This window comes from Haliscomenobacter sp. (assembly GCF_041740695.1).
GTDB lineage: Bacteria > Bacteroidota > Bacteroidia > Chitinophagales > Saprospiraceae > Haliscomenobacter.
In genome coordinates this window covers 16,721-40,187 of the sequence record NZ_JBGSLK010000139.1, presented here as the reverse complement: position 1 = coordinate 40,187, position 23,467 = coordinate 16,721, and the positions used below count along the sequence as shown (strand labels likewise).

Below are 23,467 nucleotides of genomic sequence, written 5' to 3'. Positions count from 1 at the left end.
GTGCCTTATCTAATCCTTTGGCTCAGAAAAAATGAACGCTTATTTTTGCCCCCACTAATAAAATAAAACTTGATATGGCAAAGAACCTTTTGCTGCTTTTGGGCTGCTTTTTCAGCCTGATCGTTTTCACCCAGGCACAGGATAAAGACCCGGTGTTGTTTACGGTTGATGGCACCCCGGTGCATGTATCTGAATTCAAGTACATCTATTCCAAAACCAATGGAAAAAATGCGGACTTTTCCCGCGCCACCCTCCAAGAGTATTTGGATTTGTACACCAAATTCAAACTCAAGGTAAAGAAGGCCAAAGACATGAAACTGGACACCGTTCAGGCGCTCCAGGAAGAACTGGCTGGTTACCGCCGTCAATTGGCCGACTCGTACCTGTTGAACAAGCAGGTGACCGAAAAATTGACCAAAGAGCTGTTTGAGCGCTCTCAATTCGATCTCGACATCAGCCACATCCTTTTTGCGCTGCCCGCCGAGGCCAAAGGCACCGATACCCTCGAAGCCCATCGCATGGCTATGGAGGCTCGTGCCCGTTTGCTCAAGGGAGAGAAATTTGCGACCGTAGCCCAACAGGTTTCGGCGGATAAATCTGCAGCTACCAACGGTGGCCACATTGGCTACGTCACCGCTATGTTCCCCAACGGGTTTTACGCGCTGGAAAGTGCGGCTTATCGCCTGCCTTTTGAGCAAGTCTCGATGCCCATCCGCACTAGCGCAGGCTACCATTTGCTCAAAGTGCACAGTAAGCGCCCAGCTCGTGGAGAAGTGGAAGTAGCCCACATTTTGCTGCGTACGGAAGGCAATGATGCAATTATTGCCAAATCTCAGATTGACACCATTTATGCTTCACTGAAGCGCGGTACTAATTTTGAAGAATTGGCTGCTAAAAATTCCAACGATTCCAGAACCGCAGATAAAGGTGGCTATGTGGGTTTTGTGACCATCAACCGCTTTGAACAAGCCTTTGAAGATGCTGCTTACAGCGTAGCCAAAGATGGCGACTACTCCAAACCTTTTCAAACGAGCGTGGGTTGGCACATCATTAAGCGCATCAGCAAAAAGGAGATACAACCTTATGACCAAATGCGTGGTCAATTAGAAGCACGCATCAAACGAGATGCCCGCTTTGAAATGGCACGTAAGGCCATGGTGGAGGACATCAAACGCGAAACCGGCTTTAAGGATTATCCCAATCTGCTGACCGAGTTTGCCGCGACCTTGAACGATACCTTTTTCACTTTCCAGTGGCATGCACCTCAACCACCTAGTACCAAGGTGCTGTTTACGATGGCGAAAAAGGCTCACACCATGGGTGACTTTGCTCAATTTGCTGAAAATGCTACCCGTCAGCGCATGCGGATGTCGGGGGAGACCAGTGTTGATGCAGCAGTACAAAACCTGTACGAGGAATACGTCAATGAATCTTGCCTGCGCTTTGAGGAGCAACGCCTGGATCAAAAATACCCGGAGTTCAAAGCCTTGTTGCGCGAGTACGAAGAAGGTATTCTCTTGTTTGAAGCGACCCGCATCAACGTATGGGACAAGGCTTCACAGGATACCGTGGGGTTGAAAAATTATTTCAAAACCCTGAAAGGCAAGTACCGCTGGGAAGATCGGGCCATGACTACGGTATTTTTTGTAGATGGTATTTCCAAATCGGTTTTGGAGCCCATGCGTGACTATGCCCTCAAACATTCTACGGAGGAGGTCTTGGCCAAATACAACAAATCAGATACCATTGGCATTCGGGTAGAGGAACAAATTTTGGAAAAAAGTAAGACTCCCGAAGCTACTGACTTGAAAGAATGGAAAACGGGAGAAGTGACCATTGCCAAATTTGACCGACAAAACAATGAGTATTCTTTCCGCAAGGTTGAAAAAATCATCCCTGCACAAGACAAGATGCTCAATGAAGCCCGGGGCTACATCATTGCCGATTATCAGGACTACCTGGAAATACAATGGGTCAATGAACTGAAAAAGCAATATCCGGTGAAGACTGAAAAAGCGGTATTTGAAAGTTTAATTAAAAAGTAGTTGAAATGTTGAGCAACTGGCACTTCGGTCGCTGAGCGAAGCCGAAGCGTCGAAGTGCCAGTTGCTCATCATTTCAACTTCCCCAACAACAGCTATGTTTGGTAAGTGGAGCTTGAACCTTCTGGTGTTTTTTGCACTGGCAGCGACCTTGGTCGCCTGTGACTGGAAATCAGACCAGGGCGCAGATCGTTTGCTGGCACGTGTTTTTAACCGGGAGTTGCACCTTTCGGACCTGGAAAACATGTTCCCCGAAGAAGCCTCCCGTGCCGACAGTTTTTTGATCATTCAAGCTTTTGTGAGCCGCTGGGTGCGCGAGGAATTGTTGATGCACGAAGCTGAAAAGAACCTGCCACCTGATCTGAATATTGACCAGTTGGTAAGGGACTACCGGCGTTCGTTGATCCGCAACAACTACGAGCAGGTTTTGGTGGAACAACTCCTGGACTCTACCGTAACCAAAACCGAGTTGCAGGGTTTTTATGAACAAAATAAGGAGCAGTACGAGTTGGAAACGCCCATCATTCGCTGTTACTTCATCAAAATAGCCGCTCCGGTTCCCAAAACGGATAGTTTAGTGAATTTTTGGACCAAACCAAGGGGCAGCAATCTCTCCAAATTGGAGGCTTACTGCCAAAAATATGCCACTGCGCATACCCTCGTTGACAGCATTTGGCACAAGGTAGATGTGATTGGTTCGGTGATGCCCAAAGGCACCATCACTGCTGACAATATCGCCTCCAAGCGGGAATTCCGCCAAAGTGATGGCGAGTTTGTGTATTACTTCCGCTTGCTGGAGTTAAAAAATCGGAAAGAAATTGCCCCTTTAGGGTACATTCAACAACAAGCGCGTACCTTCGTGCTGCACAAGCGCAAATTGGATTTGTTGCAGCGCAAACGGGAAGATTTGTACGAAATTGCCTTAAAAAAAGGCAATATTGAAATATTCTAAACATGAGATATCTAATTTTTACTGTCTTGTTGACTTTGTCAATGGCAGCAACCGCGCAGAAGCAAATTTTGGACAAAATGGTCGCCACCGTTGGTGGGGAAATCACCCTATTGTCCGAAGTAGAGGAGCAGTACGCCTATACCAAAGCCCAACGCAATGGTACAGTGCCACCCGATGCACGTTGTATGCTGGTCGAGCAAGTACTGGTGAACAAACTGCTGCTCAATCAGGCCAAACTGGACAGTATCGAGGTAAAAGACGAAGAGGTGGAAAGCCAGTTGAATGCCCGGATCGAGCGCATTCTCAGCTACATGAACGACGACCTCAAACAGTTTGAAGAATATTATGGCCAAACCGTGAATGAGGTACGCGAGCAATTCCGCGAGGACTTGCGCAACAACCTGCTCATCGAACGGATGCGCAATAAAATCATGACCGATGTAACGGTTACGCCTTCAGAAGTGAAGGACTTTTTCCGGCGGATTCCCAAGGACAGTTTGCCCTACTTCAGCTCCGAAGTAGAAGTGGGTGAAATTGTACACAAGGTGCCCGTCAACGCTGAGCAAAAACGCGTAACCATGGCCAAACTGGACGACATCCGCAAGCGGATTGTCGACGGCAAAGAGGATTTTGCAGAGCTGGCCAAAAAATTCTCCGATGATGGTTCTGCCCGTGGTGGTGGCGATCTGGGCTTCGCCAAACGGGGTAAGTACGTTACCGAATTTGAAGCGGCGGCTTATAAGTTGGAAGAAATGGAGGTGTCTCCAGTGATTGAAACCCAATTCGGCTTCCACATCATTCAGATGTTGGGCCGGCGGGGAAACTCTATCCACGTGCGCCACATCCTGATTCGTCCAGAAATCACCGATGACGATGTTTCGCTGGGCAAACTCCACATGGATACGGTAAGAACCATGCTGCTGAAAGACTCGCTCTCTTTTTCCCGCGCCGTGAAGAAGTTTTCGGACAAAAATGTACAAAGTTTCAACAACGATGGCCGGATGGTGAATGCCACCTCGGGCAATACCTTCTTTGAAGTGGGTGACCTCGATCCTGATATCTACTTCGCGATTGATACCATGAAAGTCAACTCGGTATCCAAACCCATCGAATTTCGTGACGATGCGGGGGATTATTTCTTCCGTTTGGTGAAATTGATGTCGCGCACCACGCCACACAAAGCCAACCTGGCTCAAGATTATGCCAAAATCCAAAAGGCCGCCATCGAATCCAAACGCAATGAAATTGTGAACAAATGGGTGGATGAAAGGATTCGGAAAACCTTTATCCTGATCGATCGGACGTATCAAGGCTGTCCAAATTTGGAGCCCTGGATGAAAGAGAATATGGCGGCGATTAAGCCGTAATATAGCTCAGGAACGGAAACGAAAAAAAGAAACTTCCTGGCAGGTCTTGGGAAGTTTCTTTTTTTTGAAAAAAAGTTCTGATGTATGGAAATCAAGACTGTAGAAATTATTGAAACGGAGACTATTTTAGAAAAAGCGATGTCGCTCAACCATTCCAGACTGACTTATAGGTTGTGCATTCTTTTGTCCAAATATGAGCATCGTTATGATGTTCTCCCAAAATTAGAATTAGAATTAAATACAGGAAGGGCGAAACCGGATGTATCCGTTTTTGAAAATCTGGTTTTTAATTGGGAAGAGGACGTAATCCGGTATCCCAAACCTCCCATCACGGCAATTGAAGTCCTTTCACCTACCCAGGCTTTTGATGAATTAACTTCCAAAATTCGCAAAGTATATTTTCCTGGCGGAGTCCGTTCAGCTTGGATTGTAGTGCCATCCATTAAAGCTGTTCACTTATTTTTGCCTGATCAACCCGTCGCTACGTTCATTGAGGGGAGGTTTTATGATCCTGCTTGCCAGATTGAATTGGAGATAGGGGAAATTTTTCAATAGTTTGCAGGAGACGCAGCTCGGTACAACTCTAATTTTCGCCCTTCGGGATCCTCCACTACCGCCATCCAGCCATATTCACTCTCATATGGAGCCTGAATGAGCTTAGCTCCTTGCTCAATCAATTTTTCCAATACCTCTTCAAAATGCTCAATCTCAAAACCCAAGCGTAAGTTTGGATCAGCAGCTACTTGCCCTTTGGCCAAAGGATAAATTTCCATTACTGCTTGTGCAAGGGTGCAAGAATAATGTAGTGGGCCTTTACCGTGCCGATGTTGCTCAAAGGTACAGCCCAATTGGGTGTAGAATTGAGCCAGTTGGGCAGGATTGGCGCTGCGGATGACCAGGAGTTTGAGTTGCATCTTTTAAGGTATTCCACACTACTGGACACTTTGCTCGGAGGACATCAATTGCCCCTGGCTTTAGCCTGGGGGTTGAAAAACCCTCTAATTTGGGCTTTAGACCTGGCTTTATAATCATGGCTTGGGCTAAAGCCCGATCTAGGTCGGCAATCTCGATCCACGCGCTAAAGCACGTGGCAATTGATGTCCTCCGAGCAAAATGTATTGTAGTGTGAGTGTAAGCACAAATGTAAACAACCGCTCGGTAACATTTTCCCCTCCAACCCATATAGATATGGATCAAAAACCATTCTATCATGGAAATCAATCAACCCAAGGCCATCGCGGCGATTTTCAGCATTGTTGTGCTGTTGTTGGTGTTGTCTCCAGTTGTGGAGAACTGGAGCAAAACACCAGCGGATAACTTCCCACTCTCGTATTATCCCATGTTTTCCAAAAAACGGGAGGCCACTTACACCCTGCGTTATGTAGTCGGTTACGATGAACAACAACGGCGCTACCACATCCCCTACCATTACATCGGCAACGGAGGCTTCAATCAGGTGCGCCGCCAAATCATCAAACAATGTAAAAATGGAAAGGCTAAAAAGCTGGCTAAAAAAGTGGCTCGTCGCCTGGCCAAAAGTAAGGACCCACTGTACCAAGACCTCGAACGAATTGAGGTGGTAAAGGGTACTTACAACTTTGAAATCTATTTTGAAATAGGGGACAAAACTCCCCTAAAGGAAAAGGTACTGTACACCCAAAAAATCGTCAAGCTATGAAAAAACTCTTCTTCCACATCCAACAATATTGGTTTGCGGCCATCTCCCCGCTGCGTTTGGCCATTTTGAGAATCGCAACGGGTTGTTTTTCCTTATGGTATCTATTGGATCGCTACGCCATGTTGCAACGGCTTTCCAGGTCGGACGCTTCTTTGTTCGAGCCCGTTGGCTTAGCCAATGTATTATCCGGCCCCTTGTCTCCCGAAACATTCCAGTACTTGCTTCTCGCTTGCATTGCCCTGAACCTTGCCTACATTCTGGGCTGGCAATACCGCTGGACTGGCCCTGGTTTTGCCCTGACACTACTCTTTTTTATGTGTTACCGTAACTCCTGGTCGATGATTTACCACAATTACAATTCCCTCGTGCTCACAGTTTTTGTCATCGGTTGGGCCGCAGCAGCCGATGCCCTTTCGCTGGATCGGCTAAATCGTCGCGCTCAGGCTGTACCCATAGCGAATTGGCGTTATGGCTGGCCCGTGAAACTGATTTGCGCAGCTACGGTTGCTGCTTATTTTTTATCTGGTTTAGCCAAAGTGATGGGCGATTTGGCCTGGGCTTGGATCGACGGTAGCGCCATGCGTTCACAAATTGCCGTAGATGCCCTGCGCAAGGAAATGCTTGGGAGCAGCGCAACGCCCCTGTTTGAATGGCTGTATCCGCACACTTGGCTGTTTTTTTTGATGGGTTTTGGGGCTTTAATCCTCGAATTAGGTGCACCATTGGTGTTGTTGAACAAACGTTTGGCCTGGGTTTGGGCGGCACTTACGCTTTCGATGCATTGGGGTATTTACCTGATCATGGGCATCGATTTTCCGTATCACACTACTGGTTTGATCTTTTTGTCCTTCTTTGAATTGGAAAAAGCTTGGGCTTTTATACAAAGGTCTTTGTCTGTCAAATCGGTTTTTGCTTAGGGGCGATAAAAAAATAAGTGATCATTTTGCTAGAGGATTAGATGAGTAAATGTTTCATTTTAAGGGTCTTATCTAATCCTCTGGCTCAGAAAAAATGATCACTTGTTTTTGCCCCACTACTTAGGAATGGTTTTGAAATAAAGCTACCGAAGCTATTTTGAAGTTAATCATCTATCTTTTGAATCCCAACCGCGGGAGCGGTTGAATCTTGAATAGCCGCAGTCGTCCGCGGATTTAGGCATTTTTTGAGGTTTTGTAACCGCGGGAGCGGTTGAATTTCGCCTGATTTGTTCAACCGCTCCCGCGGTTGTGATACATTCCGCTGGCCATTTTACCGCGGACGACTGCGGCTATTCAAGATTGAATCACTCCGTGATTCTAAGGGAATTCGACTGTATTGGATTGAGTATCAAAAGGGCCTCCCGAAGATCAACTTCGGAATGCCCTTTTTTTACACCCAATCCAATACATAATGATTGATTCAGGCCACCGCCCGCAGCGCAACTGGCATAGGCTTTTCCTCCAGCAAGTAGATCAATTCAGTACCCTCCAACAAATCCGACAGGCGTAGGATTGGAGTACTGCACACCCGCTCTACCTCCTGAATCAACAACTCGCTAGAGGTGAATAAGCCCGAAATAGCAAAGGGACGAATGCCCATTTGCAGCAGTACATCAAGGCCAGCTCGTACACCCATACTGTCTCCGCAAGAAAAAATAACCTGATGTACCGTATCCATAAAGCGTGAATTGTTGAGCAAGAGCGCCGTTTCGCGTTGCAGGATGCCATCGGCTATTTCCATCACGATGTAATCGGGATTGGCTTCTGTAACCGCCAGATCAACCAATGATTGGTACAAATCCAGCAGCGTTTGCTCTGAACACATGAAGGTAGATGGGAAGCCATATTGAGCAAAATCGATGCCCAAATCCGCCCCACGGTCCACACAAAAACGTGCATCTTTGGGGAAAGCGGTACCGGTAAGTTTGATGTAGGCAGCGCTATGGCCATTTTTTTTCAGTCCGGCACACAAGTACGCCGCAGTGGTGGTTTTACCGCTGTCCATCGACGTTCCGATCGACAAAATCACCTTGGTTTTAATTTTCCGAGGATTGAAGTGGGTCAACTGGTCGGCTTGAATGGTGTTGAGCACTGCTCCGTTGGCACCAACCGCGTAACCAAGCAGTTCCAGCTCAGCGGGTTGATTGCGTACGGTGGCGTTCAAGGTCTTCATACTTCCCACTACGCCGCCACGACCCAACAATTGACAATTGATCGTTGGTTGTTCGGGTACATATCCTTCAATCTGGCTGGTAGCATAGCGGTTGCCGAAAGCGGCCATGATGATGTCTTCGTCAAACAGGTTCCGAGCTACGCCATTGCCATCCATCAAGGTCGCAGAATTGGCCATAACGACCCTGAATATCCCTACATCACCCATCTTAGGCGTGTAACTGTTGGTTAGTTCTACATTGACTTCAAAGGATTCGATAGCAGCACAAATCTGGGCTTTTTTGATTTTGGTTTTCATGTGTAGTCGTTTTTGATGTTATTCGACTACATATCGGTGCTGGAGGAGAATGTTACCAAGGGCGTGTCTATTTTTTTAAAATTTCGCTCAAATTGCTGCTGGTTGGCTAGGAATAAAACCCCCGTTTTGCTCTTTTTTTGTGCCAACAATGCCTGTAATTGCTGGCAAGTTGTGGTTGACAACCCACGAAATGCGTCCTGCAAAATCCAAAAAGGTTTATTGGTCAAAAAAGCCCGCAACCATTGTAACAGTTGTACCTGAGCCGAGGTCAATAGCGTGCGCTCGGTTACGGGAGTCTCCGCGTGGATGGTTCTCAATTCTGGAAAAAGTACTTGCCATTCTGCCAGCATTGTAGCGGCTCTGGCCTGGTGTTTACGGCTATAAGCGATCGCCTCTAGGACGTTTTTGCCGTACAATGGGAAAAGTGGCGACACAAAGGTGAATTGTCGGCGGATACTTTTGGGTGATAAGGTTTCACTTGCTACCTCATCTAGCTGTATCGATTCTTCCGGCGGCGACTCCAGGGCAGCCAGGTATTTGATCAAAGTTGATTGTACACTCTCGTTTAACTCCAGGTGCAACTGTGTCCCCTTTTGCAGCTGAAACTGAAGCGCTGGATGCGTGGGTGTTTTCGGCAAATCGACCTGCACACGGGCAGCCTTCCAATCCTGCTCCCGATCGGCCCCTGCCGGCTCCAGTGGTTTGGCGAGCAATTGATCAATTTTCCGCAAGGAAATCCCACCTTTTTTCCACACCACTCCAATTTGCATCACTCGATTCAGCACCGGTTTCCAGGTCAACAAGACCAGAATCAAAGCAAAAAGAGCATCCTGGGGAAAAATCACGCCTTGTTTTTTCCAAACATACGCAGTGCACAGTACCAGCAGCAATAACAAATAAATGAAAAAAGGAATCAAGGCGTTCAGCAATGCGACTTGTTGTTGGTATTGATCCCCGAGTGCCTGGATTTTTTGGGTACGTTTGGCAAACAGTTGTTGCTCGGGCGTCTCTCGGTTGAGGGCTTTAATGCTCAGGATGTTGGACAATCGTTGGTTGACAAAACTAAGTAAGCCGGACTTGCGGTCGCGCCGTTGTTCTTCCAGCCGCTCGATGCGCCGATTAAAACCCATCACCGCCCAGCCTGCCAGCAAGCTCAAACCCAGAATCAATCCACCCAACTGTACATTGAGCCAGAGCAACAACAAGGCACCCAAAGTCAACAAACTGGCGTCGGCAAAAAATTGAAAAATCCCTTTGTTCAACAGCTGCTGCGCACTGCCCAAATCGCCACTGAAGCGCATGAGGTACTTGCTGGTGCCCGTTTTTTCGTATTCCTGAACTTGCATGCGCAGGTGCTGCGTGAATAATTTTTGGCGCAGCCAGGTCAAAAAACGTTCCATGAACAAGCCCTTGATGTAGCGTCGGTAATAGTCAAAACCCAGTTTAGCCAGAATGGCTAGGCCCAAGAGTAGTAAAAAATTAGGCTGAAAGTTCAGGCCCATCTTTTGCAACAAACGCCCCCGCATTGATTGAAATTCGAACACCTCAGCAAAGGCCTGGGCGACCAGCAAGGGCAACAAAAGCGTAAGGATGCTGCCCAGCAACTCCAAACCCAAGACCAGTCTAAATGCACGTCGTTGGGTATCCAAAAATTGGCGCAACAAGCCTGAATTTTGCATCAAAGGGTATTTTTAGCGGTAAGTATCAAATAGAATGGTCAAATGCAACTCATGCGAAGCCCCGAGCGGCAGGTCAAAGGCGGAAATATTGTAGTCAAAACCATAGCCAATCTTGAGGCTAGCATCTTCAAACAAGAGGCCTGGTACATTGAAACCCGCCTCCAGGTGCGCCAGGCCATTGATGCCAAACCCTGCCCCAAACCACACCGGGCGAGCCGGCTGGAAACGGCCGTAAATGTCCAGATTGAAAGGCGCTCCCGGGGTGTATTTGGCCCACATGGAGGTTTCTAAAAAAGCTTCCTGATTGAAAAAATGATACCAGCCCGCCGTAGCGTAATAGTGCGCGACCCTCCGCAAGGGGATGAAATCTTCACCAACGGGTACCAGAGAATTGCCGTGCAACAACTGCGGTGCTGACAGCCCCAGGTAAATGTTATCGCCATCCAGGGCACCTTCCATGCGGCGGTAATAAAATACCCCCAGACCAACTTCGGGCTGATTTACCGAAAAATCGATGTCGGGCGCAAGAGGATCACCCAGGTCTTTCCAGGTAATCCGGTTGGAACTGACCCGGTGATTGACCATGCCGATACTCAACCCTACCGAAAGCCCACCGAAGTAAGGATCGTTGGTGAAAATGCTGCCGATGCGCCCCTGTACCCCACTTGAGCCAAATGGCCCAGTACGGTCTTGCAAGACTGAAAGCCCGGTGACCAACTCAAAAGCCCCTCCAAAATCGCTGATGAACTCCCCCGTAGCCTGCAAGGTACGGGGCGTCTCAGGGTGGCTGATCCATTGCATGCGGTAGCTGGTCGCCAGCGATACATTGTATTCGTAGAGGAAAAAATCACTGTTGATCGAAGCAGGATTCAACAGCGGTTGGTGCTGCCGAAATTGGGTAAAATAGGGCAATTGTTGCGCATAGAGCGACATCGAAAACCAGAGACAGCAAACAAAACTAAGGGTTATGCGCAACATGTTATTTGTTTTTGGGCAATTGAAACAATACAACCGGCGAACTGAGCGGGTCGCTGACCAGGAGGGGTTGCTGGCTGGTTTGGGGTTTGGGGCGTTTGTTTTGCACCAGTTTGGGGACCTCTTTTTCCAAATGGGTATACAACTCCTTGATATCGAGCGCCCCATCCTGATTCAAGTCAATGCCGGGCACCCGGCGGGTAAACTGTTCAATGGTGTGCAACATGGCCTGCGTAAATGCCCCATTTTGCCATTGGTCATCTTCGTAACTGTACTCGTTGGCCCGGCAGGACATCATCAAACTCAATCCTTTTTGCCCACCTGTCAGTTGGTTCATCCGCTCCCCACTCAACTGAGAGCTAGCATATTCCTCACTCCCCGCCCCACTGTGACAAGCATCGATCAGGAACAATTTCCGGCAACTGATGCTGGCCAGGTAATTGATGATTTCCTTTTCAAAGTCCAGGCTGGTCTCCTGCAAAAATGGACCATCGTAATCGCTGGCCGCAATGTGAAATACCCCTTGGGGTGTGTTGATGCCGTGGGAAGAAATGAAGACCAAAATCAGGTCTTGCGGTCCAATTTGGCGGTCGGCAAAACGGTATTGCAGCCGCCGCAGGGTTTTGAGGATTTCGGTTTTAGCGGTGGTTTTTTCCTGAATCAAGGTGTCGACAAAAACACTTTGAAACTGCTGGTTCAGTTGGCCATTGGATTGCAGCATGACCCGCGCAAAATCGCGGGCGTCGCGGTGAGTATACTTCAAATCAACCGCAGGTACCCCAATCGAGACCAAATGCAAATTGGGCTTGCTCGGTGAATAGATGATTTGAATGGGTTCGGTTTCCATTTTGCCCGCCTCGTTTTGCACTTTGCTGCGGATGGTCGTGGTACCTTCAGTCAGTTTCACCCGCTGCGTATAGGTTCGGCTGTATGCTGTGCCTTTGATGCTTACTTCGTCCATTTTTGTCCCCGAAACGCAGGGCTTGCCATTGATTTCGAGGCAAAAATTGGGTTTGTCCAGGGTTTTATTGGATACGGCTTTGACTTGCACATAGATTTCATTTTCTCCCCAAACAATTCCCCGCCCTTCAAAGTGATCGGGATTGGGGTGCAGCCACACGGCGGTCAGGTAGTCTTTTTGCAAACTCTCCTTGGCAGGTGGATTGGCAGATGCAGCGGCGAGGGGCAAATGCCAATCCACCACCTGGGTATGTTCAAGCATCAAGTCCGCGACCCGACCCCGAATCCAGACGCTGTCTTCCGCAAAATTGGCGGGCACTCCAAAAGGCAATTCGTAGGTGCGGTATTCGCCGGGTGCCAAGTCCCCGATGCTGATCGCTTTGGGGATTTGTAAACCTTTGGATCCGTGTAGCTCCAGGCTTACGGCACGAGCGGTACCTTGCCCTTTGTTGCGCAGGGTGAAGGAATTCCGTAGCAAAGTTCCTCGTTCTACCTGCGTGGGGAAGGTATTTGCGCTGAGTTCCAATTGAGGTTTGCTCAAGCGCCCCAGCCGCAGGGGAATTCGGGTGGAACTGCCCATTTTCTGTTTGCCCTGAAACAACTGTACCTCCAGGGGGATTTCACCCTGAAGGTCGCTGGAGATGGCCAGTGCAAGTGGTATGTGCAGGTCTTCGTTTTGTCCGGGTGCCAAGGAAGGCAACTTGATGGTTCGGGTGACGGTTGAATCGTTTTGGACATAACTGAGTTTTGCCCGCAAATGGGTCAAACCCTTGCCCGGTGGCGCATCGATGTGGACGGCCAAAAAAGAGCGTTCATTGGGGCTCAGGTATTGGCCGTTGGGGTAATACAATTGACCTGCTTTGTAATTCCAGGAAACCGCGTTGGGCTTTAAATCGAGCTTTTCGCCGATCTGGGCCACCCAGCCCTGAGCCCCCTTTAGAATCTGTTGATTGGAAGCGCCTAGTGCAACCAGACTACCATCACCCCGTTGCAGAATGGCGCAGCCCTCGTCGGACAGTTTGCTCCCATAATAAGCTTCTTCCTGCAAAAAACCATCCTGATCGACCCGGACTGCCCACACGGTGGGGCGACGGCTGCCCCGTGCGAAGGACCGGCTGTGGCCAATCAGCGCGATTTCACCATTGTACAACAAACAAAGGTTGCTCAAACGGTCGTCCTCCCGCCCGCCTATGGTTTTGTAAGCTTGTACATTGCCATTGAGGTCGATGCGGCAAAAGAATCCTTCCTCCCGGTGATCCGGGGTGTTTACATATCCGGTGACTGCCAAGGATTTTTCATCGATGCGAATGATGTTGGCGCCCTCGGTAGCTTCGGCGGCGGGAAAAATTTTACCCCAGGATTGAGTTCCTTTGGCATCAAAAGCAGCCAGCCACATTTTGCGGCTGGATTCTTCTTCGGCGTAGCCAGAAATAAAAACTTGTTCCGCTCCACCCAAGGTAGCACCTAGAGCCTGGGTAGGCAAGCCGTGGTACTGTACCTTTTTTTGCCACAAGACCTTCAGTTGGGCGTTGATGCGCAACACCCAGGCTTGCTCCCCGGAATTGCCGACTATTATTTTGTCGCCATTTGGCAAGAGCAAAACCTCAATGAACACATCATTTTCTTTGCTGCCTAAAATCAGTTCTGTTTCGGTCTGCCCGCTTTCATTCAGCACCAATAACCAGCCGTCTTTTTTTCCAAAATACTTGTCCCTTTGTCGGTCTGCCGGGGTTTCGGAATGCCCTACGATAAGGTAACGGCCATCCAAATCCTGGCGGATGCGGTGGGCGGCATCGTCCCCGTTGCGGCCAATGTAAACCTCGGTGGTTCGTTTCAGCTTTTCATCCAACAATAGAAGGTAGATGTTGCTGCCCTTCGCGGCACCGTTGCTCTGATTTGTTTGCCCAACTGCGGCAATGGTTCCTTCCCAGTTTTCGACCATAGAAACCAGGCGGTCCTGTCCAGAACGCCCGTAAAGGTGTTCAATGATGGGTTCATCCTCCAATTGCTGAGCTGGCAAAGTGAGGGGGAGAAACAAGTATAAAAACAGGGCGATGGAATAGGAAAAAGGTTTCACGGTGAATCGGTTTACTTTATTTAGGGACTATTGTGCAAGCACTTTTAAAATCAAGGGGACGGCGATTTTTCCTGTCGCCGGGTCGGGTCGGGCGCTGAAGACCATTTTATCGGCATTGTAGCGCACTTGAGTTGCAGGAATGGCGATATCCGCAAATACTTTTTGGACCCGCTCGACAAACTCGCCCGAACTTTTTTCCAGTTGTTCAACCCGGCGGCTGATGTCCGCAATGGGGCTATGGCTGTAGATGATGCACAAAAAGTCCTCGCCCGGCAGCGGCAGTTGCAACACGGATTCTTCGCTGGGAATGACAATCTCGGCCGTTTTTTCCAAAACAAATCCCGCAGTCGCTACCTGATTGTCCATTTTGGGAAAATGAAAATTGATCTTGCTGCCGGGGCTTTGGCTGAATACATAGGCATAACGCCCCCGGGGAATCTCGCGGGCTACCAATTGAAAGACATCACCTACTTCAAAACTGGCCTGTTGCGTTTCGTAAAGCCCCGCTGCGGTGTTCCAACGCGTTGCGACTTCTTCGTAATAAGGAATTTCCTGCCCATCGCTGGTGCTGAGGTAACCGCTGGGTTTGCGGAAAGCGAAGGTGCCGCTCAGGGAAAGTTCCGTTTTTACACTCGGTGTTTCCTGGGCATTGGGTTGCAACTGGGCCAGGGATTCCGCCCGATCTTCGGGGAGCAGCACGTAGGCGTATTTGCACAAGCGGGCAAAATCGTCGTATTTCATGCGAATGAAACCATTGCGGCCCCAGGAAGCGCCAAAGCTGTTCATGAACTCAAATTGTTTCTCGACATTGTCGTAGCCCACCAAAACCAGGGCATGATGGCTGCTGCTGGGGGCGTCTTCTGCTGGATCCCAAAGCTGGGTGCCCGGTTTGATTTCCCAAAAATCGCTGGTTACGGCAATACCGACCACCAGAGGGGTTTGGGTGGCCAGGACCTTACAGGCCTTGGAAATTTTGCTTTTGGGCTCTTCGTGGGTGTTAAAAACTGCGGCGAAATCCTGAATGCGGTATTGTAAAGCCTCGCTGGCGTGAGCAGTCCCTGGGTTGGCGGTGCAATCTGTTTTTTTGTAATTGAAGGTGTTTTCCAGGCAGTCGCCTTTGGTTTTGAGTAAGGCCAGAGCGTCTTCAATGTAAGCTCCGGCGCTACAATCGTCGGATTGTAAGCGGATTTGGTTGTACACAAAAGCGGCGGAATTGGCCATTTGGGTGATTTTGGAGGGATCGTTTAGACCCATGCGTTGTGCCCGCATGAGGGTAAGCGCGCCGTAGCCCACTGCCCAGCCCACACAAGAGCCCATGCGCTGTTGGTCGCCGGGTACGGGGCAGTATTGGCGTAAACTGACCCGCAGCGGCACTTCATTGTACTTGAGGCCGCTGTAAGAAGGCAACACGGGGATGCTTCGGTATTTGTTTTCCGAACAGAGGAGCCCACTATTTTGGGCCACAGTGTGCCAAACTGGGCCAATCATCCAAAAAATCATCCACAACAATACACTGCGCTTCATCCTATCACTCATTTAAGGGATTCAAGTAATTCCTGGGCTTTGGGGCCGTAAATGCTGCTGGCCGGGATGGCTTCCAAGGTATGGATGGCAGCCTGGGTATCCGATCTTTGCAAATAGGCCAGTGCCAGGTACCAACGGCTGGCTTCCTGAATAGGGCCTGATTTTTGGAGGCCGTTCAGCAGGATTGGCGTCGCCTGATCCGTTTCTCCTTCCATAAGGTGGCTGATTGCCAGGAACAGGCCAGCGTTGCCGTCTTGTACCTGTGCGTAATAGCTTTTTAAATACTGGGCGGCTTTCCGGTAATTTTGTTGATCATAAGCGGCCATTCCCTGGCGTAGATCTTCGATGGCGGGTGCTTCATTGTCCTCCAGGTAAATCACGTTTTCCATGGGCTGCAGGTATTGCTGCGCCAAAGCCTGAGGATCGATGGCCCACCAAGCCATACTTTTACCGACAAAAAACACGCCAGTACCAAGCAAAAGGAATAAGGAGAGCCCCAAGATCCAATTCAGTCCCAATTTACCCAGCCAGGAACCGGGTTCCGCAGCGGGCAAACCTTCTTCCAGAATCAGCCCGGCTACAATTTCCTTCACTTCAAATAAGTCACGCTCCTTCAAAACCGTAGTCAACTTTTGACTAAACTGCAATTCTGCCTGCTTTGTTTCCGATTCGGCTGCTTCACGAAGGACACTGGCCGCTTCATCGGGGGTAAGTTCTCCGGCACTTAAGGCGCGGAGTTTTTCTTGCCATTCCATCTGCTCCATTGTAGTGCTGTTTATTCCTGAACATCTTTGCCAAATTATGACGCAAAAAATTTCTTCCCGATTTTTTTAGAGGCTTTTTAATAGGAAGCTCACTTGAAATGAACCGTTCGACTTCCTATTCAAAACCCAAATCGGGAACTTAATTTTTCTGCTTTGCCAAGATGTTTTCAGTCAGTCGTTTTAATTTTTTTCGACAATCAAAAATGCGCTTGCGCAAATTGTCGTAATCGTATTCCAGGCGTTCGGCGATTTCCTGAAGCCTGATCTTTTGCAAGTGGTACATCTGGATGATGTCTCGACAAACTTCGCCGAGTTGGGTCATGCCCTCGTGTACGGCATTCAGATAGCGATCCTTGACGATGGCAGAAGCTAAATTTTCCTCCGCGTCATCTTCAATTTGTAAGTCGCTGTCGGATAGACTTTGTTGTGGTCGGTTGCGCCGTTTGCGCAATTCATCACGCCAGGTATTGGAGGTCAACTGGTAGATGTATTGCCCCAGTTTGCCTTCTTCTTCGTAACGGCCATCGCGTACCGCCACCCAAAGTTCGAGAATAACCACCTGAATCATCTCGGTAACGTCTTCTTCTGTACCGCTGTTCTTGCGGATGTAACCTGCAATCATGGGGCCATAGGCCTTGTAGAGGTAGCGAAATACATCGGTCTTTTTTTCCAATAACCCGCTTAAAATCTCCTGTGGTGTAAACTCCATCAATCCTTTTTCTTTGGCTTTCACTAACATATTGCCTGACTTAAAAAATGTTACTTTGGGAAAATGATTTTTTTGAAAAAAATTCTGATCGAATCAATCAGGTAGGAAGTTTACATGTTCAATACGCAAAGGGTAAAAAATGTTTACTACAATGCAATCCAGTTTGGTTTCATGAACCAAGTAAGTTTTTTTGACTTTATCAAGGTAACATTTTGCTTTCCCGGCAATATGCCATAAATCAAAGACAATGTTGCAGCAAATACTACTGACCAGTTTATTCCTGGTATGCATGGCCAAGGGGATGGCGCAAGTAGACAGTCTTAAAATTGAAACCGGAGCGCCAAACGTAGCGCCACTTATTTCTACACCTCAGGCACCGCGCGAAATCAGTGCCAGCGATGGCATCTACGATAAGTTCATTCTCATCCGTTGGGAGGCCAGTGAGCAGGCTTTGGCGTACAAGGTCTTTCGATCTACTAGCTCCAAAGCCAGCTCTTTGCAGGAAGTGAGCAACGCCTGGCAAAAAAGCACCTGGTTGTGCGATTATACTGCCTTGCCCAATGTGAATTACTACTACACCGTGGTGGCCAACGATGGAAAAAGCAACTCCAAAATGGGCCCACTGGACAAGGGTTTCCTGCGCAAAAATGAGGCCGTCGCCGTCGAACCTGGTGACTTGTTGGCAGAAAATGAGGTATTTGGGGCGCAGCGACAGATTTTTTTACTCATCGGAAGTGTGGCAATCTCGAATAAAGTATTTCGTTCGGGAGAAAACATGGAGGTCAACACCCCAATTCAGAACATTTTTGAACAAACCACTCCACTGACCGAGTTGCGGTACTTCTTCTCCGAAGATGGGGTGTTGGATTGGAACGACAAACTGTTAAAAACCAAAACTTTGAGCAACATCCCTGCCAACGCTCAATTGCAGGTCAAAGAACAAGTTACGTTGCCTGGTAACTTGTTGAATGGCACGTATTATTTGATTGTGGTCAGTTCCACCGAGGGGCAAATTTTGTCGAGTAAAACGGCAATTGGTTCCATCAAAATCAGCAACTAATGGCTCCAAAAATCGGCATTCTGGTTTTGGGTTTGTTTCTTTTGCCCATCATCATTCTGGCTCAATGCGACGACGATACCCTGCCTCCCAGCGGAGCCATGGAAGTTGTGGGTGGTGGCTGTAGCCCGGCAACTTTTCGCCTGAAGTTCATTCTGGCTTCCAATGACGACGATGACGACGACGACGATACAGCCGTTTTTGATCTTAGTTACCGCATCGGTGGGCAGACTTTTCAGTTGACGGGTGTGTCCAACGAACAAGAGGTAGAGCATACCCTTTCAGCTACCGCTACTGCAACCCTTTTGACCGTGACAGTCCTGGGCTGTACGGCCAACATCAACCAAAGTATTGGCCTCGAAGTATTTGTAGCTCCTGGACAGAATATCAGCTCAAACCCTCCAAGCTGCAATCAAAACAATGGTAGCATCGCTACGAATGGGACTGGAGGTACTGCACCTTATGAATACAGCCTGAATGGAGGGTCATTCCATAGTTCGAGCAGTTTCACCAATCTGGCGTCAGGAAACTATACCGTAAGTGTGAGAGATGCCAATGGTTGTAGCAGTTCGCAGAATGTAACCTTGAATGCTGGCAGTGCCCCCAGCCTCAGCATTGCCAATGTGACCCAACCCGGCTGCGGACAAAATAATGGTAGGTTCACCGCTCAAGGTTCAGGCGGGACTTCGCCCTATCAGTATAGCCTAAACAGCGGCACCTTCCAAAGTTCAGGCAGCTTTACCAATCTGGCAGCGGGCAGTTACAGCGTCACGATACTGGATGCCAACGGCTGTACCAGTACTCAAAGTCAAGACTTGAGTGCTCCTGGTGCCCCCAACCTCAGCATTGTCACCCCCTTACAGCCCTCTTGTAACGAAGCCAATGGCGCCTTCACTGCTCAAGCGAGTAACGGACGGGCACCTTACGAGTACGCGCTCAACAATGGCAGCTTCCAAAGTGCAGGCCGCTTCGGCAATCTGGCTGCGGGCACCTATACCGTAAGTGTACGCGACGCCAATGGCTGTACTGCCTCAACAACAGCCAATTTACAAGGTGCGGCCAGCCCTAGTGTCAGTGTTTCCAACCTGCGCCAGCCTACCTGTGCGGGCAACGACGGTCAGATTCAAGTACAGGCGCAGGGTGGCTTGGCCCCGTATACCTATTCGCTCAGTGGGGGGAGTTTTCAAAACAATGCCACTTTTACGGGTTTAGGCCCCGGGAATTACACGATCACAGTGCGGGATAGCCGCAGTTGCCAGGCCAGCCTCGCCGTGGTGCTCAATTCCGCAAATGGCAATTTAGCCCCCGCCACAGTCAGCGGATCAGGAGCTGTTTCTGCCTGTTTGTTTGAAAATTTACGCTTGCAAGGTAATTTGCCCGCTGGCACAACTGGCCGTTGGAGTTTATCCAATAACCTGGGCACATTGGCCAATGCTCAAAATGCCCAGACCACATTTCGCCCACAAAGGGCAGGAACGGTAGATGCCATCTGGACTTTGTCGGTAGCTGGCTGTGCCAATTATAGCCAGGCTAAAATTCAAATCACCGTTGCGGCGGCACCCTCCGGGAAGGATTTTCCCGGGATAGGAGTCAACAAAGATGCGGTCTCGCTGAAACTTTATGCAGGCACCGCGCTGGTTGAGTTGAATGTGTTGCAACAGGGCAAAAAAGGCTCCGCTAGCATTGGGGTGGACCATGTGCTGATCTATACGCCCAAAGCGGGCCAGAGTGGTGCAGATACCCTTTATTACAGCATTTGTGCGGCGGAATGCCCCAATGCTTGTGACACCAGTTGGGTAGCATTTGTGCTCAACGACGAAGCGGCCATTTGTGAGCTGGAAAAAATTGATCCAAGGGCGATTTTTCCGGAAGGCATTACCCCCAATGACGATGGATACAACGATCGGCTGGTGTTCAATCTCATCGATAAATTGGGCTGCCCTTCCAACTACGCCAAAAGTGACATCACCATTTTCAACCGTTGGGGGGATAAAGTTTTTGTGGAAGAACCTTATGAAAACCAATGGACTGGTACCTCTCGGGATGGTGGAGCCTTGCCACCTGGAGTATATTATTACGTCTTGCGCATTCGGCCAGAAGGCCGGAAAGAATTTGTAAAATTTGGTTCCGTTTCAATTTTTAAATAAAATTTTCAGGTAACATTTTTCTCTTGCTGCGATATCAGGTTACTCATCTAAGATAATACAAATGAAAAACCTGACTGTCCTGATTGTGCTACTGATTGTTACTTTGAGCTTAAACGCCCAGCAATTGGGCATTAACCTTAGACTGGATGCGGCCAAAAGTTTTAAGCTGGATAAAAAAACCAAAATTGAGGTTTCGCAACAATTGCAGCTTACCCCTGAGATTAAAAACATCAATCGCAGATATGATCGCATTTTTGATGAATTTGAACTTTTTCCCTTTTTGCGTGAGGATCAAGATGACGTCGATGATGATGATGACGATGATAAGCTCGGCGGCACTACCAGCAGTGGCTCCACCAGTGGCGGCAGCACGAATTTTAATAACCTAAATGATGATCCCTACCGCATTGACCTGAGTTGGCGTTCCTCTTCTACCTTTGATTTTGATTACAAAATTCGCAAGTGGTTGCGGGTAGGTCAATCTTATTCCTTGTTGGTGGACAACGAAAATCTGCGCCACCTGAGTCGAACCGACCTCACGCTACAACCTAAAATGCCCAGCAAAAAATTTGATTTGCAATACCGGATTGCTTATCAATTGGGGGCTGAATCCCGAAAAGGCAAGTTGAGGCTGGACTCCGATTTCAGCTCCCGCCTGGGTACCGATTGGGAATTTAAAAATCGCCACATCTGGTTCAACAACTTTTCCGTCAATGGTGCTTTTGACGATGGCATTTGGGAATGGGATCGCTTTCGCTACGATACCGGGCTTGAATACAAATTTTCCAAAACGCATTCTTTTTCTTTTGGCTATCGCTTTCAACAGCGTTTGGACCGCAAAAAAAACGCCGTATCGCATGGCGTAAGCTTGGCTTATTCACTGGATTTTTAGACATGTTCTAAGGACGATAGAAAATGTTATGGGTTCCCGCTATTGCAGTGTTTAGTAGACTGGAGAGTTTGCTGGCAGCCGCTTCCATGGACTTAGGGTAGACGTGGTGCGGCTGCTTTTTTAAAACGCTACGCCATCACTGCCAACATATCCAACACCACCGCTCCCATTTTTTGATCCCCTTTAATCTCCACCCATTTCGCCGCCTCTGCTTTGGCAATTCCTTTAGTCAACATGCGCCAGGCAATTGTCCCGTCGATGTCTACCGAAGCAAGGGGCGTTTGAGTTAGCGTTTTGCTCAAGACCCAGGCATTTTCGTCGCGTTGCAGAAACCATTGCGCATTTGGAAGGCCTTGCACCGTAAAAGCAATCACACTGCCCCTCGCTGCCACTGCATTCCTGTAATGATGAGGCAATGCCCGCATGGAAGTATCCAAATAGGGAAAATACAACTCCGGGGAGTACAGCACCTCGTCTTGCCCCATTGCAAAACGCATTTGCTGCTGGTGGTGCCATTTTTCGGTGTACTCACGGGCGATGTGGAACCAGTTTTTAGACTCCTCTTCACCTGCCCAGGCTACTGAAAAGAGGGCAGGAGCATCGGGATCAAGCGTACCGAGATAGGCATTGTATTGCGCCCCACTGAGCTCCAAAAATTCAATCAATACGGTCGGACTCACCCTTTTGAAGGCTTTGACCCAATCGGCATTCAGGCGATTTAAATAGCCCACCAGGTCTCCGTAGGATTCAATTGGGTCTGGTTTTTCACTAAAATATTGGTTTCGGGACATTGATAGGGTGCGTAGGTTCCCGTCCAACAAATGCCCAGCAATGTCTTTGATCGTCCAAAGCGGCACGATGGTCTGTTTTTCCCAATCAGCAGGACTGAGGCTGCGCAAAAACTCCAACAACAGTTGATCCAGTTGTGTAAAAAGGTGCAACGTAGGAATAGGTGTTTCCATAGGCATAAAAGGCATTTTTAAGCGCAATTTTAAACAGTACAAAATCAAAAGGCAAATGATTCCAAAAACAGGTAATTTTCAGCTTCATTTCATTCATTAACTCCATTCATTTTATGAAACAACTACTCATTTTCGCAATAACATTACTGCTAGGCAACGTCGTTGCTTATGCCCAATTGGACCTTCCACCTGTCGCCGGGAACCCTCGGGCCACGGTCAGCGAAGAGGTGGGCATCACCAGCATCACCATCACTTATGCACGCCCGGACGTCAACAAACGGGAAGGAAAAATTTGGGGGGCTTTGATTCCTGCTGGATTTACCAATTTCAGTTTTTTGACCAATAGCCCTACCGCACCTTGGCGGGCTGGTGCCAATGACAATACCACCATCACTTTTGAACACGATGTAAAGGTGGAAGGTAAAGACATCAAAGCCGGGAAATACGGCTTTCATGTAGCCTACAGCCCCGATAGTTCCATTTTGATTTTTAACAAAGTCAACAATGCCTGGGGCAGTTTTTATTACGAACAAAAAGACGATGTTTTACGCGTGAAGGTCAAACCTCAAGCACTGGATAAATCTGTGGAATACCTCAAGTATGAATTTACCAACCACAGCACCAATGCTTGTACCATCGCCCTGATGTGGGACAATCTTTCCTTGCCATTCCGGGTGAGTGTGAATACTGAAGACATTGTGATTGCTACAATTCGCGACCAGTTGAAGGGCAACATGGGTTTCAATCCTCAAATCGTTTTGGCTGCTGCTCAATATTGTTTCAATGTCAATAAAAACATAGAGGAGGCCTACGGTTGGAGCAAAAGAGCCGTCACCGGTTTTGGCGGGCAAAAAAGCTTCCCGATCATGAGCAACTGGGTCAATGCAGCGGTGAGAACCAATCGTTTGAAAGAAGCCGACTCCCTGATGACAGAGGTGGTGGCCTTAGGCAATGCCCAGCAACTGGCTACTTTTGGCCGTGCCTTGATCACCCTGAAACAGGCGGATCTTGCCCTGAAATTGATGCTGGAAAACCAGAAAAAGCACGGAGACAATTTTGTGGTGAACAGTGGTTTGATGCGGGCTTATAGCGCCAAAGGCAATTACCCCAAAGCCATTGAATTTGCCGACAAGGCCATCGCTCAGGCACCGAATGACCAACAAAAAAAAGCAACGGAGGACTTAAAAACCCAGTTAAAGGGAAATAAGGACATCAATTAAGCTATATGCGCAAG

At 48.6% G+C, this 23,467-nt stretch carries 19 protein-coding genes; 10 read left to right on the top strand and 9 right to left on the bottom strand.

Annotated elements, in window-relative coordinates:
- Positions 1-74: 74 nt before the first annotated feature.
- The 4 genes from ACEW9O_RS28285 (at position 75) to ACEW9O_RS28270 (ending at position 4,916) form a co-directional block, all read left to right on the top strand.
- A complete protein-coding gene (locus ACEW9O_RS28285) occupies positions 75-2,045 on the top strand; it encodes a peptidylprolyl isomerase (RefSeq protein WP_373553596.1) in 1,971 nt (656 codons plus the stop codon).
- A gap of 94 nt (positions 2,046-2,139) precedes the next feature.
- Positions 2,140-2,994 carry a hypothetical protein gene (locus ACEW9O_RS28280; protein WP_373553595.1) on the top strand — a complete coding sequence of 285 codons (855 nt, stop codon included), beginning with the start codon at positions 2,140-2,142 and terminating at the stop codon, positions 2,992-2,994.
- 2 nt (positions 2,995-2,996) lie between these two features.
- Positions 2,997-4,361, top strand: coding sequence for a peptidylprolyl isomerase (locus ACEW9O_RS28275; RefSeq protein ID WP_373553594.1), 1,365 nt, complete (start codon positions 2,997-2,999; stop codon positions 4,359-4,361).
- 84 nt (positions 4,362-4,445) lie between these two features.
- Positions 4,446-4,916 carry a Uma2 family endonuclease gene (locus ACEW9O_RS28270; protein WP_373553593.1) on the top strand — a complete coding sequence of 157 codons (471 nt, stop codon included), beginning with the start codon at positions 4,446-4,448 and terminating at the stop codon, positions 4,914-4,916.
- Here ACEW9O_RS28270 and ACEW9O_RS28265 read toward each other — a convergent pair.
- The gene (locus tag ACEW9O_RS28265; protein WP_373553592.1) at positions 4,910-5,275 is read right to left on the bottom strand and encodes a VOC family protein; all 366 of its coding nucleotides are present in this window, start codon (positions 5,273-5,275) and stop codon (positions 4,910-4,912) included. The two genes, ACEW9O_RS28270 and ACEW9O_RS28265, sit on opposite strands and share 7 nt — an antisense overlap.
- Before the next feature lie 296 nt (positions 5,276-5,571).
- Between ACEW9O_RS28265 and ACEW9O_RS28260 the strand changes: the two genes are divergently transcribed.
- Both ACEW9O_RS28260 and ACEW9O_RS28255 read left to right on the top strand, forming a co-directional pair.
- On the top strand, positions 5,572-6,039 hold the full coding sequence (locus tag ACEW9O_RS28260) for a hypothetical protein (protein WP_373553591.1): 468 nt from the start codon (positions 5,572-5,574) through the stop codon (positions 6,037-6,039).
- A complete protein-coding gene (locus tag ACEW9O_RS28255; RefSeq protein ID WP_373553590.1) occupies positions 6,036-6,956 on the top strand; it encodes a hypothetical protein in 921 nt (306 codons plus the stop codon). The genes ACEW9O_RS28260 and ACEW9O_RS28255 overlap by 4 nt, the downstream gene beginning before the upstream one ends.
- A 481-nt stretch (positions 6,957-7,437) precedes the next feature.
- Here the strand turns inward: ACEW9O_RS28255 and ACEW9O_RS28250 are convergent, their stop codons facing one another.
- The 7 genes from ACEW9O_RS28250 to ACEW9O_RS28220 form a co-directional block, all read right to left on the bottom strand.
- Positions 7,438-8,487: a hypothetical protein gene (locus ACEW9O_RS28250; RefSeq protein ID WP_373553589.1), complete on the bottom strand. Its 1,050-nt coding sequence runs from the start codon at positions 8,485-8,487 to the stop codon at positions 7,438-7,440.
- 26 nt (positions 8,488-8,513) lie between these two features.
- Complete coding sequence (locus ACEW9O_RS28245) at positions 8,514-10,166, bottom strand: ABC transporter transmembrane domain-containing protein (protein WP_373553588.1); 1,653 nt, start codon at positions 10,164-10,166, stop codon at positions 8,514-8,516.
- Between the two features lie 12 nt (positions 10,167-10,178).
- A complete protein-coding gene (locus ACEW9O_RS28240; protein ID WP_373553587.1) occupies positions 10,179-11,144 on the bottom strand; it encodes a PorP/SprF family type IX secretion system membrane protein in 966 nt (321 codons plus the stop codon).
- Position 11,145: 1 nt separating this feature from the next.
- Complete coding sequence (locus ACEW9O_RS28235; RefSeq protein ID WP_373553586.1) at positions 11,146-14,178, bottom strand: caspase family protein; 3,033 nt, start codon at positions 14,176-14,178, stop codon at positions 11,146-11,148.
- 27 nt (positions 14,179-14,205) lie between these two features.
- A complete protein-coding gene (locus tag ACEW9O_RS28230; RefSeq protein WP_373553585.1) occupies positions 14,206-15,702 on the bottom strand; it encodes a C1 family peptidase in 1,497 nt (498 codons plus the stop codon).
- Positions 15,703-15,710: 8 nt separating this feature from the next.
- Positions 15,711-16,466 (bottom strand): tol-pal system YbgF family protein, encoded by a 756-nt coding sequence (locus tag ACEW9O_RS28225; protein ID WP_373553584.1) that lies wholly within the window; start codon positions 16,464-16,466, stop codon positions 15,711-15,713.
- Between the two features lie 139 nt (positions 16,467-16,605).
- Positions 16,606-17,205: an RNA polymerase sigma factor gene (locus tag ACEW9O_RS28220; protein ID WP_373553583.1), complete on the bottom strand. Its 600-nt coding sequence runs from the start codon at positions 17,203-17,205 to the stop codon at positions 16,606-16,608.
- A 217-nt stretch (positions 17,206-17,422) separates the two neighbouring features.
- Between ACEW9O_RS28220 and ACEW9O_RS28215 the strand changes: the two genes are divergently transcribed.
- From ACEW9O_RS28215 to ACEW9O_RS28205, 3 genes are all read left to right on the top strand, one after another.
- Positions 17,423-18,235, top strand: a complete 813-nt coding sequence (locus ACEW9O_RS28215; RefSeq protein WP_373553582.1) for a hypothetical protein — start codon at positions 17,423-17,425, stop codon at positions 18,233-18,235.
- Positions 18,235-20,379, top strand: coding sequence for a gliding motility-associated C-terminal domain-containing protein (locus ACEW9O_RS28210; protein WP_373553581.1), 2,145 nt, complete (start codon positions 18,235-18,237; stop codon positions 20,377-20,379). Before ACEW9O_RS28215 ends, ACEW9O_RS28210 begins: the two co-directional genes overlap by 1 nt.
- A gap of 61 nt (positions 20,380-20,440) precedes the next feature.
- Entirely contained in the window at positions 20,441-21,271 is an 831-nt protein-coding gene (locus ACEW9O_RS28205; RefSeq protein ID WP_373553580.1) for a hypothetical protein, read from the top strand.
- Positions 21,272-21,399: 128 nt separating this feature from the next.
- Here ACEW9O_RS28205 and ACEW9O_RS28200 read toward each other — a convergent pair whose 3' ends face one another.
- Entirely contained in the window at positions 21,400-22,239 is an 840-nt protein-coding gene (locus ACEW9O_RS28200) for a maleylpyruvate isomerase N-terminal domain-containing protein (protein ID WP_373553579.1), read from the bottom strand.
- A gap of 107 nt (positions 22,240-22,346) precedes the next feature.
- Between ACEW9O_RS28200 and ACEW9O_RS28195 the strand changes: the two genes are divergently transcribed.
- Positions 22,347-23,453 (top strand): DUF2911 domain-containing protein, encoded by a 1,107-nt coding sequence (locus ACEW9O_RS28195; RefSeq protein WP_373553578.1) that lies wholly within the window; start codon positions 22,347-22,349, stop codon positions 23,451-23,453.
- The last annotated feature ends 14 nt before the right edge of the window (positions 23,454-23,467 follow it).

Coding starts and splice junctions, on each gene's coding strand:
- ACEW9O_RS28285 (WP_373553596.1), top strand. CDS start 75: ATGGCAAAGAACCTTTTGCTGCTTTTGGGCTGCTTTTTCAGCCTGATC.
- ACEW9O_RS28280 (WP_373553595.1), top strand. CDS start 2,140: ATGTTTGGTAAGTGGAGCTTGAACCTTCTGGTGTTTTTTGCACTGGCA.
- ACEW9O_RS28275 (WP_373553594.1), top strand. CDS start 2,997: ATGAGATATCTAATTTTTACTGTCTTGTTGACTTTGTCAATGGCAGCA.
- ACEW9O_RS28270 (WP_373553593.1), top strand. CDS start 4,446: ATGGAAATCAAGACTGTAGAAATTATTGAAACGGAGACTATTTTAGAA.
- ACEW9O_RS28265 (WP_373553592.1), bottom strand. CDS start 5,275: ATGCAACTCAAACTCCTGGTCATCCGCAGCGCCAATCCTGCCCAACTG.
- ACEW9O_RS28260 (WP_373553591.1), top strand. CDS start 5,572: ATGGAAATCAATCAACCCAAGGCCATCGCGGCGATTTTCAGCATTGTT.
- ACEW9O_RS28255 (WP_373553590.1), top strand. CDS start 6,036: ATGAAAAAACTCTTCTTCCACATCCAACAATATTGGTTTGCGGCCATC.
- ACEW9O_RS28250 (WP_373553589.1), bottom strand. CDS start 8,487: ATGAAAACCAAAATCAAAAAAGCCCAGATTTGTGCTGCTATCGAATCC.
- ACEW9O_RS28245 (WP_373553588.1), bottom strand. CDS start 10,166: ATGCAAAATTCAGGCTTGTTGCGCCAATTTTTGGATACCCAACGACGT.
- ACEW9O_RS28240 (WP_373553587.1), bottom strand. CDS start 11,144: ATGTTGCGCATAACCCTTAGTTTTGTTTGCTGTCTCTGGTTTTCGATG.
- ACEW9O_RS28230 (WP_373553585.1), bottom strand. CDS start 15,702: ATGAAGCGCAGTGTATTGTTGTGGATGATTTTTTGGATGATTGGCCCA.
- ACEW9O_RS28225 (WP_373553584.1), bottom strand. CDS start 16,466: ATGGAGCAGATGGAATGGCAAGAAAAACTCCGCGCCTTAAGTGCCGGA.
- ACEW9O_RS28220 (WP_373553583.1), bottom strand. CDS start 17,205: ATGTTAGTGAAAGCCAAAGAAAAAGGATTGATGGAGTTTACACCACAG.
- ACEW9O_RS28215 (WP_373553582.1), top strand. CDS start 17,423: ATGTTGCAGCAAATACTACTGACCAGTTTATTCCTGGTATGCATGGCC.
- ACEW9O_RS28210 (WP_373553581.1), top strand. CDS start 18,235: ATGGCTCCAAAAATCGGCATTCTGGTTTTGGGTTTGTTTCTTTTGCCC.
- ACEW9O_RS28205 (WP_373553580.1), top strand. CDS start 20,441: ATGAAAAACCTGACTGTCCTGATTGTGCTACTGATTGTTACTTTGAGC.
- ACEW9O_RS28200 (WP_373553579.1), bottom strand. CDS start 22,239: ATGCCTATGGAAACACCTATTCCTACGTTGCACCTTTTTACACAACTG.
- ACEW9O_RS28195 (WP_373553578.1), top strand. CDS start 22,347: ATGAAACAACTACTCATTTTCGCAATAACATTACTGCTAGGCAACGTC.